The organism is Cupriavidus sp. 291-E7, assembly GCF_057798835.1.
In genome coordinates, this window is the sequence record NZ_JBYOJV010000002.1 from 232,771 (window position 1) to 246,437 (window position 13,667).

Below are 13,667 nucleotides of genomic sequence, written 5' to 3' on the forward strand. Positions count from 1 at the left end.
AGACTGATGCGGTAGTGGTCTTTGTGCCGCTTGCGCTCCCTTGCCGCCGGTTGCCGTTCTCTCGCGTGCGGGTGGCGGCCGGGGAGAGGGCAGGGCGGCAGGACAACGAAGACGCTTCCAGATAAGCCGAGGAGCCCCCATGCCGAGTCGTCCGTTTTTTCGTGCAGTTGCTACCCTGATGGCCTGTGCGACTGTATCTGTCATATCCGCCTGCGCCACCGGCCCCATGCCCGACAATACTTCGGCCAGCCCCGCCCTCAACGAAACGCGCTCCAGCGGCCCCAGCCGTTGGGAACTGGTGCGCTGGCAGCGCGCCGATGGGACGTTGCGCGATATCCCGCACGGCGACAACGGCGAGCCGATCATCTTCAATTTCAGCGACGGGATCGATTCGTCGCAAGGCACTGTCAGCGGTACCAGCGGCTGCAACCGCTTCACTGGCGGTTATGGCAAGACCACCACGGGTATCCGGTTCGACCGCGTGGCCGGCACGCGCATGGCGTGTCCCGGTACACGCATGGAAGTGGAATCGGCGCTGTTGAAGGCCATGCAGTCGCCGTTCACGACGGTGGGCACGCAACCGTCGGCGGGCACGACAGGCCGGCAGGTCGTCTGGAAGACGGCCGATGGCGAGCTGCTGCAGTTCGTGGAGCGCGAAGGCGTGGGCCAGCGCGGTGACAAGGTCGATCCGGCGACGGGCAGCACCGGTGGTCGGGAAAAAATCGTCTATATCGATTCCCAGCGCGTGGAATGCACGGGCGTCGGCAAGCTGCAGTGCTACCGCTGGCGCGAATCGCCCGACGCACCGTGGCAGCTCTGGTACGGGCCAATCGAGGGCCTGGAATTCGAGTCGGGCGTCAGCTACAAGCTTCGCGTGCGCGAGTATCAGGTGCCGAACCCGCCGGCCGATGCCTCGGCCATTCGGTGGCAGCTTCTGGAAGTCGTGGAGCGCCGCCGCCCCGGCTAGTACCGAGCCCGCGGGGCGCCTCGGCTACGAACGCGGCGCGACGCCCGGGGCCATGCTCTCGCGGCGGCTACCGGTGCCACGCGCCGGCGTCCGTGCGGGTGCCGCGCCAAGGCGGGCTTTTTCCGGGAGTTTGTACATCGCTCCCGGCATCGACGTCAGCAGCGTGTTGATCCGCACCACATCGTCTTCGGCCAGCGTGCCGGTCGATGCCTTCAACCGCATGCCGTTCATGATGGTGTCGTACCGGGCTTTGGCCAGGTCCCGACGTGTGGAGAACAACTGCGCCTCGGCGTTGAGCACGTCGATATTGATTCGCACGCCCACCTCGTAACCGAGCTGGTTCGACTCCACCGCGCTCTGCGCGGAGCGTTCGGCCGCTTCCAGGGCCTTGACCTGGGCCAGGCCGTTGAACACACCGGAGTAGGTCTGTCGCGCCTGTTGCGCGGCGGTGCGGCGCGCGAATTCGAGGTCGCTGGCTGCCTTGTCCGCCAGTGCCAGTGTTTCGCGCACACGGGACTGGGTCAGGCCGCCGGTAAAGATCGGAATATTGAGCTGCACGCCCACCACGCCGGAGTTGTACCGGCTGCCGATGTTGCTGAGCTGCGTGGCCGTGCCCTGTGCATTGGTGTAGCCGTATGACGCGACCAGGTCCACGGAAGGCAGATGCCCAGCCTTGGCCTTGTTGGTTTCGCGCTGCGCCGTTTCGAGGTTGTAGTTGGCCAGGCTGACCTGCGGATTGCTCTGCTCCGCCTGCGAGGCCCAGGCGTTCACGTCGGCCGGCAGCGGACCGGGGATCTGTGCCTCGGGACGCAATCCCATCAGTTCGTCGACGGGTTTGCCGGTGATCTGCTGCAGTGTGGCGCGGGTAACTTCCAACGCGCTTTGCGCGGCGATTTCCGTCGACGTGGCCAAGTCATAGCGGGCCTGCGCATCGTTGGCGTCGGTAATCGTGGCGGTTCCCACCTCGAAATTGCGCTTGGCTTGTTCGAGCTGTTCGCCGATCGCCTTCTTCTGGGCGCCGGCCAGGTAAAGATTGTCCTGCGCGGCCAGCACGTCGAAATAGGCCTGCGACGCGCGCGTAATCAGGTCGAGCTGTGCCTGCTGGAACGAAACCTCACCGGCCATCGCGGCCAGCTCGCCCTGTTTGTATGTTTCCCAGCGATCCCAGCGGAACAGCGGCTGCGTCAGCTGCAAGGCCCAGGTGTTGGCGTTGAAATAGCGGGTGACGTCCACCGGCGAGCTGTAGTCGGCCATCGTCCGCTGCGCTCCGGCCGTGCCAGCGATTTGCGGCAACAACCCCGAGCGGCCCTGCGGCAGCTTCTCGCGCGTGGCCAGCAGTTGCGAGCGTGCACTGGCGAACTGGGCGTCGTTGGCTTGCGCGTCGCGGTACACCTGCAGCAGGTCCGCCGCCAGCGCGGACGGCATGTGCAGCCAGGTGAGCAGGGCAGCCGCGAGCACCAGGGGTTTCCTGGCCGCAACGGACACGGCGGAAAGCGCAAAACTCATGACATCTCCAGCTCGGCCTGCGGTGCGCGCGGCCAACGTTCGGTTCAAGTCGACGGGTGGTACGGCTAGGGGCGAGGTGCTGCGGGTATTGCGGATGCTGCGAGGACTGCGGTACGGCCGGGGTATTGCGCGGAGGAGCGGTCCTGACGCGAGGGTCAGGACCGGGTCCGAATCAGTATTGCGGAACGGACGGATCAACCTGGGTCGACCAGGCATGGATGCCGCCGGTCAGGTTGTAGACCTTGGCATAGCCCTGGCGCTCCAGAAAGCTGGCCACCTGCATGCTGCGCGCACCGTGGTGGCAGATGCAGACGATCTCGGCGTCTTCGTCGATATCGTTCAGGCGGGCCGGAATCTGGCCCATCGGAATATGCGTGATGCCCGGCATCGCGGCCGTGCGGACTTCCAGGTCCTCACGCACGTCCAGCAGCACGGGCTTGGCGCGGCTGGCATCGGCCAGCCACTGCGCCAGTTCGGGGGCGGTAATCACCTGCATGGCTGGCTCCGGATCAGAACTTGAAGCGCGACGGCTGGGTGGCGCCTTGCAGCGGCTTGGCCAGCGTCTCGAACAGGTTGACCACCTGGTACTCGGTCTCGGATACGCGCGTCACGATGCGGGCTTCCATCACGGGTGCCGAACCCACGATGGCGGCGATACGGCCGCCCACCTTGAGTTGCGAAAGGATCGACTGCGGAATCTCCGGCACCGAAGCCGAAATGCAGATCACGTCGTACGGTGCGGCCACGGCCCAGCCGTCGGCGGCATTGCCTTCCGCCACTTCGGCGTTGGTCACGCCGGCGTTGGCCAGGTTCTGGCGGGCCAGCGAGACCAGTTCCGGGCGGATGTCGACGGTCAGCACGTGACGGCCACGGTTGGCCAGCAGCGCGGCCATGTAGCCGGAACCGGCGCCGATTTCCAGCACGTTTTCATGCTTGCGCACGTTCAGGTCCTGCAGGATGCGGGCTTCCACGCGCGGCGGCATCATGTTCTCGCCGCCCGGCAGCGGAATCTCCATGTCGACGAATGCCAGTCCGGCGTACGCCTGCGGCACGAACGCCTCACGCTTGACCACGGCCAGCAGGTCCAGGATTTCCTGGTCCAGCACGTCCCACGGGCGGATTTGCTGTTCGATCATGTTGAATCGGGCTTTTTCGAGATCCATCTTGCCTTTCCTTCCAGAAGCTTGCGGGGTGCGCCGCCGGCCGGGGTATCCACCTTGCCGTCAGCGCTGTTATTTCGGTTGATGCCGGGTATTCCAGGTCCCGACCGGGCTTGTCACCGCCGCGCGTCGGGATGTTACGCAAAAGCCCGCTATTTTACCTCCGCGAATCGGCCTGGCATGTTTACAAACCGTTATCGTTGCGCCGGGGCACGCGGACCGGTACGCGGGGCGGGGTGTCTTCATGTCCGGGTAGCCTGAACGTCGTCTTCCCGGGCCGATTGGTCGGTCTGCTCCGTTGGCTCCGTTTGGTCCGTTTGGTCCGTTTGGTCCGTTTGGGCGGCGGCGCGCTCGGCCATCAACTCGTCGCGGATCCGTTCCCAGACGAACGGACCTTGCGGCGCGGGCAGCGGGGTATCGCGCGCAACGCCGGTGGTCAACCCGAACAGCAGCACCTGCAACAACTGGTCGATAAAGGCATCGGGGTCGACGACCGGCACGTTCACCTGGCTGAAAGCACTGCGCCATAGCATCAGGAACACCAGCGGCGCGCAAAGCAGGGTCGTGGTCGGGTTGGGCGGCGCCTGGCGGAATTCGCCTCGCGCCACACCACGGGCCAGCACACGGGCGAAGAGTTCATCGCCGGGCCCCATGACTTCGTCCTGGTAGAACTGTGCGATATCGGGGAAGTTGCCTGATTCGGCAATGATCAGCTTGGTCAGCCCGGCCACGGGCGTGGCGCCAATCAGGCCCCACCAGCCCAGCAGCAGCTCACGCAGCAGTTCGGGCGTGGAGCCTTCGAAGGTGTCGACGACTTCGGTGCCCTTCGCCAGCGCCGGCACCATGTTCTCGCGGACCACGGTCTTGAACAGCTCTTCCTTGTTGGCGAAGTACAGATAGACAGTACCCTTGGACACGCCCGCCGCCGCGGCGACGTCTTCCAGCCGCGTGGTCGCATAGCCGCGCTCGACGAACAGTGTCAGCGCGGCCGCCACCAGTTCCTGCGGGCGCGCGGCCTTGCGGCGGCTCCAGCGGCGGGTGTCGGGATCTTTCTTGGGCAGGGCAGGAGTCACGGGACAGGCGATCGCATGGACGGTGCGTCGCATATTAATAACTTGTCGGTCAGTAATGTAGAGGACCGGTCTTGCCCGGTCAAGCGGCGTGCGACGAGCTGCAAAAGTGCATCATAACGCTCATGTTGCCCTTTGTTGCAGGTCGAAGGAACAGCGTCAGGCACAATGGCGGCTCGGCAGCGTATATGCCGCCCCCGTGTATTGTCGGCATCTGCCGCTGAACCTTCACCATGTCCTGTCAGTCTGAATCCATCTGCCGTGCCGGCTGCGGCGCCTGCTGTATCGCACCGTCCATCACGTCGGCCTTGCCCGGCATGCCGGATGGCAAGGCGGCCGGGCAGCGATGCGCGCAACTGCTGCCGGATATGCGCTGCGCAGTGTTCGGGCAGCCGGAGCGGCCAGGATTCTGCGGTGGTCTGCGGCCGTCGGCCGAGATGTGCGGGGATTCGCGGGAATCGGCCATGCTTTGGCTGACCCGGCTGGAGCAGGCCACGGCGCCGGATGCGCGGGCGGCCTGACGGTACTGTTTGATGGAGAGCATGCATGATCGCGATGACGCGCCGGCGCTGGCTGGCAGCTACCGGCATGGCCGTGCTGGCCGCCACGGGCTGGCTGGCGGGCTGTAGCGTATTCCGCAGCGAATACACGTTTTCGCAAAGCCAGTTGCAGGACGCACTGGCGCGGAAATTCCCGTTCAACAAGCGCTATATGGAAGTGTTCGACATCCAGCTGGCTAATCCGCAGCTGGCGCTCGACTCGACACGGAACCGCGTGCTCGTGAGTTTTGACGCTACGATCGACAATCGCCTGTTTTTCCGCCAGCCGCTGACGGGACGCTTTGCGCTGGACAGCGCCCTGCGCTACGACCAACCGACCCATTCGCTCGTCCTGCAGGACCCCGAAGTCAAGCAGTTCGACGTGCAGGGTTTGCCGGGACAGTTTGCGCGCCAGTTGAATGCGCTGGGCGGGATTCTGTCCGAACAATTGCTGCAGGACTATCCGCTTTACACGTTCAAGCCGGAACAGTTGCGGCTGGCTGGCACCAGTGTGGAGCCGGGTACAATCACCGTCCTGCCCGACGGTATCAACGTCAAGATTAATCGGCCGTAAATCCAGATCAACAATAATGCCAAGCCACTCGGCATGGCAGGCGGATCAACCGCCTTTGCGCCCACCTTTTTGAGTCCACATGGATATTGCACTTGCTCTCAAAGCCGTCATTCTCGGCATCGTCGAAGGACTGACGGAGTTTCTCCCCATTTCCAGCACCGGCCATCTGATCCTTGCCGGGCAGCTTCTGGATTTCAATGACGAGAAGGGCAAGATCTTCGAGATCGTGATCCAGTTTGGCGCGATCCTCGCGGTCTGCTGGGAGTTTCGTCGGCGCATCGGCGCGGCGCTGGGCGGCCTGGCGTCGGACCCGAAACAGCAACGCTTTGCCATCAACGTGATCGTTGCCACATTGCCGGCCATCGTGCTGGCCCTTGTGTTCGGCAAATGGATCAAGGCCCATCTGTTCAGCCCGATCTCGGTGGCGATGGCCTTTATCGTCGGCGGCGTTGTGATTTTGTGGGCCGAATGGCGCGAGGCTCGTCGGGGTACGGTTTCGCATCCGCAGGGCAATGCGCTGCTGGAAGCCGCCAAGGCTGGCGCGCCGCGTATCGAGTCGATCGACGATCTGACCTGGCGCGATGCCGTAAAGGTGGGACTCGCCCAGTGTTTTGCGCTGGTACCGGGCACCTCGCGCTCGGGCGCCACGATTATCGGCGGCATGCTGTTCGGCCTGTCGCGTCAGGTGGCCACGGAGTTTTCGTTCTTCCTGGCGATTCCGGTGATCTTCGGCGCCACGGTCTACGAACTCTACAAGGCGAGAGCGCTGCTGTCGGCCGATGACCTGGGTATTTTCGCCGTCGGCTTCGTATTTGCGTTCCTGTCGGCCTTCCTGTGCGTTCGCTGGCTGCTGCGCTTCGTGGCCACGCACGATTTCAAACCGTTTGCGTGGTACCGGATTGCCTTCGGGATTATCGTGCTGCTGACGGCGTGGACGGGTATCGTGTCCTGGCACGCCTGATAGTTTTTTGCTCCCCTCTCGCACCGGAGGCGGGGAGCAAAAAACGCAAAAAACAAATCCTACTGCTTCTTCCGAAACACAACGTCCCACACACCGTGACCTAGCCGCAAGCCGCGCTTCTCGAATTTGGTCACGGGGCGGTATTCGGGCCGCTCGGCAAAGCCTCCCGGCGCCTGCGATGTATTTTCCAGTGCCGCTTCACCGGACAGCACCTCCACCATCTGGTGCGCATACTCTTCCCAATCTGTCGCGCAGTGGAAATAGCCACCAGGCTTCAGGCGGCCGGCCAGCACCTTTACCAGCGGGGCTTGCACCAGGCGGCGCTTGTTATGGCGCTTCTTGTGCCACGGATCGGGGAAAAAGATATGCACGCCATCGAGCGAGTTCTCGGTCAGCATGTTCGCAATGACCTCGACCGCATCGTGATTCATGATCCGCACGTTCTGCAGATCATTTTCGCCAATCAGTTTCAGCAACGCGCCGACACCTGGCTCATGCACCTCGCAACCCAGGAAGTTGTCCTCGGGGCGCAGCTTGGCGATGTGCGCGCTGGTCTCGCCCATGCCAAAGCCGATTTCCAGGATCGACGGCGCCTGGCGTCCGAACGTCGCAGCCCAGTCCAACGGTTCGGTCTGGTAGGGCACGATGAAGCGGGGGCCAAGGTCGTCAATGGCGCGCTGCTGCCCCGTGGACGTTCGTCCGGCACGTCGCACGAACGAGCGGATTCGGCGCGGATGCGCAACTTCGTCGCCGGGTTGGGCGTTTGCCTGGTCAGCGTCTGCAGGGTGTGCGCTGGCGCCGTCGGCATCGTCGCCCGGCAGCGTGTCAGTGTTCGTGTCTTGGGGAAGCATGGCAACAAAAAACCGCCGGGCGGACTACCGATCATCCGTCGACCGGGTGCCAGGGCGGCTTGTCAGATATGGGGTGGAGCGGGCGATGGGAATCGAACCCACGTCTTTAGCTTGGGAAGCTAAGGTAATGGCCATTATACGACGCCCGCTACGGCTTACTGGGGGCGGATTGTAGCATGGTGGCCAGCGCCCTCGCTTCCAGGCTTCCGTCAGGGTGCCTTGTCAGGCCTTCTTGCATCGAGCGGCAAGAAACTCGCTATTGCCCTGACTATTTTCTGGTCCAAAATGGCATGCTTGCCATCCCGGCGCCGGGTCGGTGAGTCGAAGTCAGCGGAAGCCTTTGGAGCCATTTCGAAGGTCACAGACTGGATCAACAAAATAGCGGCCCTTGATGCCGAATTGCCCGTGCCCCTCACCACCCACCGCTTCAACACCGAACTCCTGCCCCGCATCGCCGAACGTGTGCAGCAGATATCCCGCGGCACGCTGCATACGGATATCCTGCCGGCGGTGTCGGACCAGCCCGCGCGCCTGCGCGTATGGGCGTCAGCACGGCCGAGCGGCGGCCGGTACTCGCATCCGGTCGATATCACGCTGTCGTGGGACAGCATCGAAGTCGATCGACTGTTCGCGGACGGCGGTGACGCGCGTTTTGCGGAGTATCTTGAAGCGTTGGCCGCCAAACTCGGCGCCTGGCAGGAGCCGCGCAAGATCGATTTCAATTCGCGTACGCAGGCCGACCCCACCGTGCTGATCGGCGGACTCGATTTCGAGCGCCTGCCGAAATAACGCACGCCTCCTGCAGCAGGCGAATGCGCTGCCGCTATCGCTATCGCACAGTCAGCCGGCAAGTCGCCGATTCTTCGGCCCCGCCAGCCAGCCATCGCAAGCCCGCGCCATGATGGATGGCGTTTGGCAGGCCAAGCCACGGTTCGACGCAATAGAAATCCGAATCTTCCCGCTCGGTCCACGTCGTGACCGCATACCAGGGCGTCTCGGGCGTGGCATCGAGTGTGATGTCGATGGTTCGCGCAGGCAGTTCGAGCTGGACAGTTCCGGCGCGGTTGCTCAACACGTGGAAGGTGTCCTGCAAGCGCGGATCGTCAAGGCGGTAGTCGGGTTCGCCCGGCTCGGGGACGGTCAGACTGCCATCGCCATGCTGGCGCACGCGGGCGGCCGCCGGCATGGCAAGGCGAGCCTGTCCGCGCGAGTGGTGCGGCAAGGCGAAGTAGAAATGATGCCCGGCGTAGTAGGGCAGGGGCGCGCTGCCGGTGTTGCGCGTGCGTAGCGTGACCTCGATGCCGTCGGGCTTCACGCAATAGGTGGCGGTGAAGGCGAAGTCGAACGGGTAGCCAGTACGCGTGGCATCGGACGAAGTCAGGCACAGGCTCACGGCGGTATCGGATCGCTCGGCAATATCGAAGGGCAGGTCGCGTGCGAATCCGTGCTGCGGAAAGTCATGAACGGTACCCGCGCGATCGCGCCATTTTCCGGCTTCGCCGTCAACGAAATGCCGGCCGATGAACGGGAACAGCAACGGATTGCCGCCGCGCACCTTGGCGATGCGGGTCCAGTCAGCATCGTCGGGCCAATAGAGAACGTCCTGGTCTCGATACACCCATCGCACGAGCCGCCCGCCATGCTCGGGTGCCAGCAGCAGATAGTTGTCGTCCTGGCCGACGCGAAGCAGGTCTTGGCCCTGGAAGCGCGCTGTCGTGGTCATCGTAGCCGTCTGTTGATCTGAAAGCCGAAGCGTAGCGCATCTTCGGCTATCGTCGGCGGACCTTATCTGTGGATCTCGTCGCTCATGTAGATGGTTTCGCGCACCAGCGGATACACCTGCGTGTCCCAGCGCTTGCCGTTGAACACGCCGTAGTGGCCAACGCCGGTCTGGATATGATGCATGCGCATGTACGGACGCACGCTGCTGCACAGGTCTTGCGCGGCCATCGTCTGTCCGATGGCGCAGATATCGTCGTGCTCGCCCTCGATGGTGAGCAGGGCGCTGCGGCGGATGGCCCGGGCCGAGACGCGGCGGCCGCCAACGTCGAGCAATCCTTGTGCAAGTAGGAATCGCTGGAACACCAGGCTGACCGTTTCGAGGTAGAACTCCGCGGTCAGATCCATCGTGGCGAAGTACTCGGTGTAGAACGCCTGGATGGCATCGGCCTTGTCGTGCTCTCCGCGTGCGCGCAGTTCGTACAGGTCGCGCAGGGCTTGCTCATGCCGCTCGCGGTTCATGCTCATGAACGCGATCAGTTGCACGAAGCCCGGATATACGCGCCGCATGGCACCGGCAAACCGCAGCGGTACAAAACCGATCAGGGTGTCTTCGAACCATTCGATGGGACGGCTCGTGGCCAGCTCGTTGACTCTGGTCGGATTCACGCGCGCGTCGATGGGGCCGGCCATCAGTGTCAGGCTCGGCGGCTGCATCGGGTCGCCATCCTCGGCCATCAACGCCGCGGCGGCCAGCGCCGCCACGGTGGGTTGACACACGGCCACCAAATGCGTGTTGCCACCCAGCGCATGCAGGAACGTGATCAGGTGCTGTACGAATTCATCGAAGCCAAAGCGGCCGCATGCGAGCGGAATGTCGCGCGGGTTGTGCCAGTCCGTAATGTAGACGTCATGGTCGCGGAGCATGGTTTCCACGGTGCCGCGCAACAATGTGGCGAAATGCCCTGACATCGGCGCCACCAGCAGCACACGTGGCTGTTGCGGCACGCCTTCGCGGCGAAAGCGTAGCAGCGTGCAGAACGGCGTGCGGGCGATTACCTCTTCCACAACCGGTACGGATTCTCCGCGGATGCGTACGCTGTGGATGCCGAATGGCGGGCGATAGTGAGTGAGTCGGGCCAGCGCCAATACTTCGCAGGCGGCGCGCGCCGCGCGTAGTGGCTCGCATCGTCCCGCTTGCTGCCATGTGGCCAGCAGCGTGGCCGTGATGTCGGCCAGCGAGCATGCCGGCTGCATCATGTCTGCGTACGTCTGGTAGGCCTGGTAAAGCATGGCTCGGTCCCCTCGCTATTGCGATCTTTTGCGCCGCAATATATGTGCCATCGTCATGTATGTTGGCATGCAGGTTGCGGATCGTGTTGACCGTTGCGTGCGGCGGAACACGCACGGTGCACGAGTGGCGTCGCCATCGCGTGGCGGTCAGGTGGCACGTCACGGGTGGCTTCGGGCTGGTGCCGGCGCGGGCGTTCGCGCACCGCTGGGGTGCACACTGGCGAAACGCGTCCGCGCCGCCGATACTGCAAGCGGACATCACGCCCGGGGGGGCGGAGGAGGCACGATGGCCAAGACAACCCTGACCATCAGCAGCAAGACGTATTCATCGTGGTCGTTGCGCGGCTGGCTGTTGGCGCGCTTTGCCGGGCTGGAGTTCGAAGAGGTATTGGTGCCGCCGGATGATCCGGCGGTGCGCGCGGAAATCCTGCTGCTATCGCCATCGATTCTAGTGCCGTGTCTGCGCCATCAGGGCGCGATCGTATGGGACACGCTGGCGATTGCCGAATATCTCAATGAAATTCGGCCCAAGGCGAAACTGTTGCCCGAGGATCTTGCGGCACGCGCTCATTGCCGGGCCATCTGCGGAGAGATGCATTCCGGCTTTGCCGCGATGCGCGCGGCGCTACCGATGAATCTGAAGGGCCATTTTCCCGGCCTCAAGGTCTGGTCCCGGGCGCAGGCGGATATCGACCGGATCACCGCGATCTGGGACGATTGCCTGGCCCGCTACGGCGGACCCTACCTGTTCGGCGAGCACCGCACCGTGGCCGATGCGATGTATGCGCCAGTGGTCACGCGCTTTGTGACCTATGGCGTGAAGCTTGAGCCGCAACTGGTGGAATTCTGCAAGACGATCCTGGCCATGCCGGAAATGCAGGAATGGATCGCCGCCGCGCGCGAGGAGCCCGACGAGATCAGCGAACTCGACGTGGAGTTCTGACACCCCACGTCGTCATGCGCGCGCCAGTCACGCCACGCGAGGCTGGCGCGCCAGGTAATCCGCCGCATAGGCCACGTACCAGGCCATGCAATCGGGATTGCTCATGGCGTCGGGATTGGCGATCTTGTCCGGCGAGTGGCCCAGCAGCAGCTTCTTGATTGGGACTTCCATCTTCTTGCCCGAGAGCGTGCGCGGGACGCCAGGCACCTGCACGATTTCGTTCGGCACATGGCGCGACGACAATGCCGTGCGGATGCGTGCGCGCATGGTATCGCGCAGTGCTTCGTCCAGCGCGATGCCTTCGCGCAGCACCACGAACAGCGGCATATACGATTCGCGGCCCAGGTATTCGAGGTCGACCACCATGCTGTCGAGCACTTCGGGCAGCTCTTCCACTACGCGATATAGCTCGCTGGTGCCCATACGGATGCCGTGACGGTTGATCGTGGCATCCGAGCGCCCATAGATGATCGCGCCGCCACGCGGCGTGATGCGTATCCAGTCGCCGTGGCGCCAGGCATTCGGGTAGACGTCGAAATAGCTGTCGCGGTAGCGCTTGCCGTCGGTGTCGCCCCACAGGAATAGCGGCATCGATGGCATCGGCTCGGTGCAGACCAGCTCACCCACTTCGTCGATCAATGCGCGGCCGCTATCGTCGAATGCTTCCACCTTCGCACCCAGGCAGCGGCATTGCATCTCGCCGGCATGGACCGGCAGAATCGGGCAGCCCGCCACGAACGATCCGGCAAAGTCGGTGCCGCCCGACATCGGCGCCAGCCATACATCGTCACGCACGTGGCCGTAGATCCAGGCGTAGGCGTCTTCGGATAGCGGCGAGCCGGTCGAGCCGATGCCGCGCAACCGGGACACGTCGGCAATCTGCGCCGGCTCAATCCCGGCCTTCATGCAGTTGGTGAAGAATGCGGCACCGGCCCCGAACATCGTCACCCGTGCGTTGTCGACAAAGCGCCAGAGCACGCCGGCATCGGGCCAGGCCGGGTTGCCGTCATACAGCGCGATGGTGGTGCCAAGCAGCAGGCCGGCCACCTGTGCATTCCACATGATCCAGCCGCTGCTGCTGTACCAGTGGAAGACGTCGTCGGTGTCCAGGTTGTTGTGGAACGCCATGAGCTTAAGTTGCTCGATGACTATGCCGCCGTGACCGTGCACGATCGGCTTCGGCATGCCCGTTGTGCCCGAGGAATAGACGATCCACAGCGGATGATCGAACGGTACCGGTTCCGCCACCAGCGGCACATCGTGGGCGAGCACTTCGGTCCACGCGTGGCGCCGCAGGCGGGCATCCACTTCGACATGGCTGCCGATGGCGGGCACGATCACGATATCGGTCAGCGAGGGCAGGGCGGCCACGAGATCGGCAATCACCGGCGCGCGATCATAGGCCTTACCGCCGTAGTGATACCCGTCGACGGCGACCAGCACCTTGGGCTCGATTTGCCGGAAGCGGTCGATCACGGCCACCTGGCCCATATCTGGCGCGCAGCCCGACCAGATCGCTCCGACGCTGGCGGTGGCCAGGAACGCGACGACGGTGGCGGGAATGTTAGGCAGGTAGCCGGCCACGCGGTCGCCGCGGGTCACGCCCATCTGCCGCAGCGCATGCGCCATCGACGCCACCTGGCTTTCGAGTTCGCCCCAGCTGATATCGGCAAGCGGCTGCGCTTCGCCGGCATGGCGGATGGCTGTGCGGGCGCGGGCCTGACCTGTGCCGGCGTGGCGGAACACCTGCTGGACGTAATTGAGCGTGGCACCTTCGAACCAGCGTGCGCCGGGCATGATGTGCCGGGTCAGCACGGTCTTGGCTGGCGTGTCGAAGCGAACGTCGAAATAATCGACGATGGCCTGCCAGAAAGCTTCGATATCAGCGACCGACCACTGCCAAAGGCTGGCGTAGTCGTCGAAGTCGAGCGCGCGCTCGCGGCGCAGCCAGGTCATGAAGGCAGCCAGCTGGCTGCTCTCGGCGAACGCCGCCGAGGGCGTCCACATCAGCGTCCCTGCAAGGGTCATTTGTCTCCTCCGCGGCCTGTCTGACGCAGGCCATTAGAGTGATTGGCGGTCCGCAA

General features: G+C 64.0%; 14 protein-coding genes and 1 tRNA gene. 6 read left to right on the forward strand and 9 right to left on the reverse strand.

All coding sequences use genetic code 11. The annotated features are described in order from the left end of the window. Window positions 1-139: 139 nt before the first annotated feature. Complete coding sequence (locus AC3FLX_RS03965; RefSeq protein WP_488694073.1) at window positions 140-967, forward strand: DUF4377 domain-containing protein; 828 nt, start codon at window positions 140-142, stop codon at window positions 965-967. Between the two features lie 24 nt (window positions 968-991). Here AC3FLX_RS03965 and AC3FLX_RS03970 read toward each other — a convergent pair whose 3' ends face one another. The 4 genes from AC3FLX_RS03970 to AC3FLX_RS03985 all read right to left on the reverse strand — a co-directional run bounded on the left by AC3FLX_RS03970 (window position 992) and on the right by AC3FLX_RS03985 (window position 4,739). Beyond that, window positions 992-2,473 (reverse strand): TolC family outer membrane protein, encoded by a 1,482-nt coding sequence (locus AC3FLX_RS03970; RefSeq protein WP_488694075.1) that lies wholly within the window; start codon window positions 2,471-2,473, stop codon window positions 992-994. Between the two features lie 172 nt (window positions 2,474-2,645). Further along, window positions 2,646-2,969, reverse strand: a complete 324-nt coding sequence (locus AC3FLX_RS03975; protein WP_488694077.1) for a rhodanese-like domain-containing protein — start codon at window positions 2,967-2,969, stop codon at window positions 2,646-2,648. Window positions 2,970-2,982: 13 nt separating this feature from the next. Continuing rightward, complete coding sequence (locus AC3FLX_RS03980; protein ID WP_488694079.1) at window positions 2,983-3,636, reverse strand: protein-L-isoaspartate O-methyltransferase family protein; 654 nt, start codon at window positions 3,634-3,636, stop codon at window positions 2,983-2,985. 239 nt (window positions 3,637-3,875) lie between these two features. After that, window positions 3,876-4,739 (reverse strand): TetR/AcrR family transcriptional regulator, encoded by an 864-nt coding sequence (locus AC3FLX_RS03985; RefSeq protein WP_488694081.1) that lies wholly within the window; start codon window positions 4,737-4,739, stop codon window positions 3,876-3,878. Between the two features lie 197 nt (window positions 4,740-4,936). Between AC3FLX_RS03985 and AC3FLX_RS03990 the strand changes: the two genes are divergently transcribed. The 3 genes from AC3FLX_RS03990 to AC3FLX_RS04000 all read left to right on the forward strand — a co-directional run bounded on the left by AC3FLX_RS03990 (window position 4,937) and on the right by AC3FLX_RS04000 (window position 6,777). After that, window positions 4,937-5,224 (forward strand): YkgJ family cysteine cluster protein, encoded by a 288-nt coding sequence (locus tag AC3FLX_RS03990; protein ID WP_488694083.1) that lies wholly within the window; start codon window positions 4,937-4,939, stop codon window positions 5,222-5,224. A gap of 25 nt (window positions 5,225-5,249) precedes the next feature. Further along, a complete protein-coding gene (locus AC3FLX_RS03995; protein ID WP_488694085.1) occupies window positions 5,250-5,816 on the forward strand; it encodes a DUF1439 domain-containing protein in 567 nt (188 codons plus the stop codon). 79 nt (window positions 5,817-5,895) lie between these two features. Beyond that, a complete protein-coding gene (locus tag AC3FLX_RS04000; protein ID WP_488694087.1) occupies window positions 5,896-6,777 on the forward strand; it encodes an undecaprenyl-diphosphate phosphatase in 882 nt (293 codons plus the stop codon). Between the two features lie 59 nt (window positions 6,778-6,836). Here the strand turns inward: AC3FLX_RS04000 and trmB are convergent, their stop codons facing one another. Both trmB and AC3FLX_RS04010 read right to left on the reverse strand, forming a co-directional pair. Next, a complete protein-coding gene (gene trmB / locus AC3FLX_RS04005) occupies window positions 6,837-7,628 on the reverse strand; it encodes a tRNA (guanosine(46)-N7)-methyltransferase TrmB (RefSeq protein ID WP_488694089.1) in 792 nt (263 codons plus the stop codon). A gap of 74 nt (window positions 7,629-7,702) precedes the next feature. Beyond that, window positions 7,703-7,777, reverse strand: a tRNA-Gly gene (locus AC3FLX_RS04010). Window positions 7,778-7,847: 70 nt separating this feature from the next. On the opposite strand from AC3FLX_RS04010, the gene AC3FLX_RS04015 reads away from it, so the two are divergent. Further along, entirely contained in the window at window positions 7,848-8,417 is a 570-nt protein-coding gene (locus tag AC3FLX_RS04015) for a DUF5594 family protein (RefSeq protein WP_488694090.1), read from the forward strand. Between the two features lie 40 nt (window positions 8,418-8,457). Here AC3FLX_RS04015 and AC3FLX_RS04020 read toward each other — a convergent pair whose 3' ends face one another. Beyond that, window positions 8,458-9,351, reverse strand: a complete 894-nt coding sequence (locus AC3FLX_RS04020) for an aldose epimerase family protein (RefSeq protein WP_488694092.1) — start codon at window positions 9,349-9,351, stop codon at window positions 8,458-8,460. A gap of 62 nt (window positions 9,352-9,413) precedes the next feature. Beyond that, entirely contained in the window at window positions 9,414-10,640 is a 1,227-nt protein-coding gene (locus AC3FLX_RS04025) for a polyhydroxyalkanoate depolymerase (RefSeq protein ID WP_488694094.1), read from the reverse strand. A gap of 286 nt (window positions 10,641-10,926) precedes the next feature. On the opposite strand from AC3FLX_RS04025, the gene AC3FLX_RS04030 reads away from it, so the two are divergent. Then, complete coding sequence (locus tag AC3FLX_RS04030) at window positions 10,927-11,583, forward strand: glutathione S-transferase family protein (RefSeq protein ID WP_488694096.1); 657 nt, start codon at window positions 10,927-10,929, stop codon at window positions 11,581-11,583. Window positions 11,584-11,610: 27 nt separating this feature from the next. Here the strand turns inward: AC3FLX_RS04030 and AC3FLX_RS04035 are convergent, their stop codons facing one another. Then, the gene (locus AC3FLX_RS04035) at window positions 11,611-13,611 is read right to left on the reverse strand and encodes an acetoacetate--CoA ligase (protein ID WP_488694098.1); all 2,001 of its coding nucleotides are present in this window, start codon (window positions 13,609-13,611) and stop codon (window positions 11,611-11,613) included. Between the last annotated feature and the right edge of the window lie 56 nt (window positions 13,612-13,667).

What these genes read in the sequence shown, in the direction of transcription:
- AC3FLX_RS03965 (WP_488694073.1), top strand. Translation starts at nt 140, where the DNA reads ATGCCGAGTCGTCCGTTTTTTCGTGCAGTTGCTACCCTGATGGCCTGT.
- AC3FLX_RS03970 (WP_488694075.1), bottom strand. Translation starts at nt 2,473, where the DNA reads ATGAGTTTTGCGCTTTCCGCCGTGTCCGTTGCGGCCAGGAAACCCCTG.
- AC3FLX_RS03975 (WP_488694077.1), bottom strand. Translation starts at nt 2,969, where the DNA reads ATGCAGGTGATTACCGCCCCCGAACTGGCGCAGTGGCTGGCCGATGCC.
- AC3FLX_RS03980 (WP_488694079.1), bottom strand. Translation starts at nt 3,636, where the DNA reads ATGGATCTCGAAAAAGCCCGATTCAACATGATCGAACAGCAAATCCGC.
- AC3FLX_RS03985 (WP_488694081.1), bottom strand. Translation starts at nt 4,739, where the DNA reads ATGCGACGCACCGTCCATGCGATCGCCTGTCCCGTGACTCCTGCCCTG.
- AC3FLX_RS03990 (WP_488694083.1), top strand. Translation starts at nt 4,937, where the DNA reads ATGTCCTGTCAGTCTGAATCCATCTGCCGTGCCGGCTGCGGCGCCTGC.
- AC3FLX_RS03995 (WP_488694085.1), top strand. Translation starts at nt 5,250, where the DNA reads ATGATCGCGATGACGCGCCGGCGCTGGCTGGCAGCTACCGGCATGGCC.
- AC3FLX_RS04000 (WP_488694087.1), top strand. Translation starts at nt 5,896, where the DNA reads ATGGATATTGCACTTGCTCTCAAAGCCGTCATTCTCGGCATCGTCGAA.
- trmB (WP_488694089.1), bottom strand. Translation starts at nt 7,628, where the DNA reads ATGCTTCCCCAAGACACGAACACTGACACGCTGCCGGGCGACGATGCC.
- AC3FLX_RS04020 (WP_488694092.1), bottom strand. Translation starts at nt 9,351, where the DNA reads ATGACCACGACAGCGCGCTTCCAGGGCCAAGACCTGCTTCGCGTCGGC.
- AC3FLX_RS04025 (WP_488694094.1), bottom strand. Translation starts at nt 10,640, where the DNA reads ATGCTTTACCAGGCCTACCAGACGTACGCAGACATGATGCAGCCGGCA.
- AC3FLX_RS04030 (WP_488694096.1), top strand. Translation starts at nt 10,927, where the DNA reads ATGGCCAAGACAACCCTGACCATCAGCAGCAAGACGTATTCATCGTGG.
- AC3FLX_RS04035 (WP_488694098.1), bottom strand. Translation starts at nt 13,611, where the DNA reads ATGACCCTTGCAGGGACGCTGATGTGGACGCCCTCGGCGGCGTTCGCC.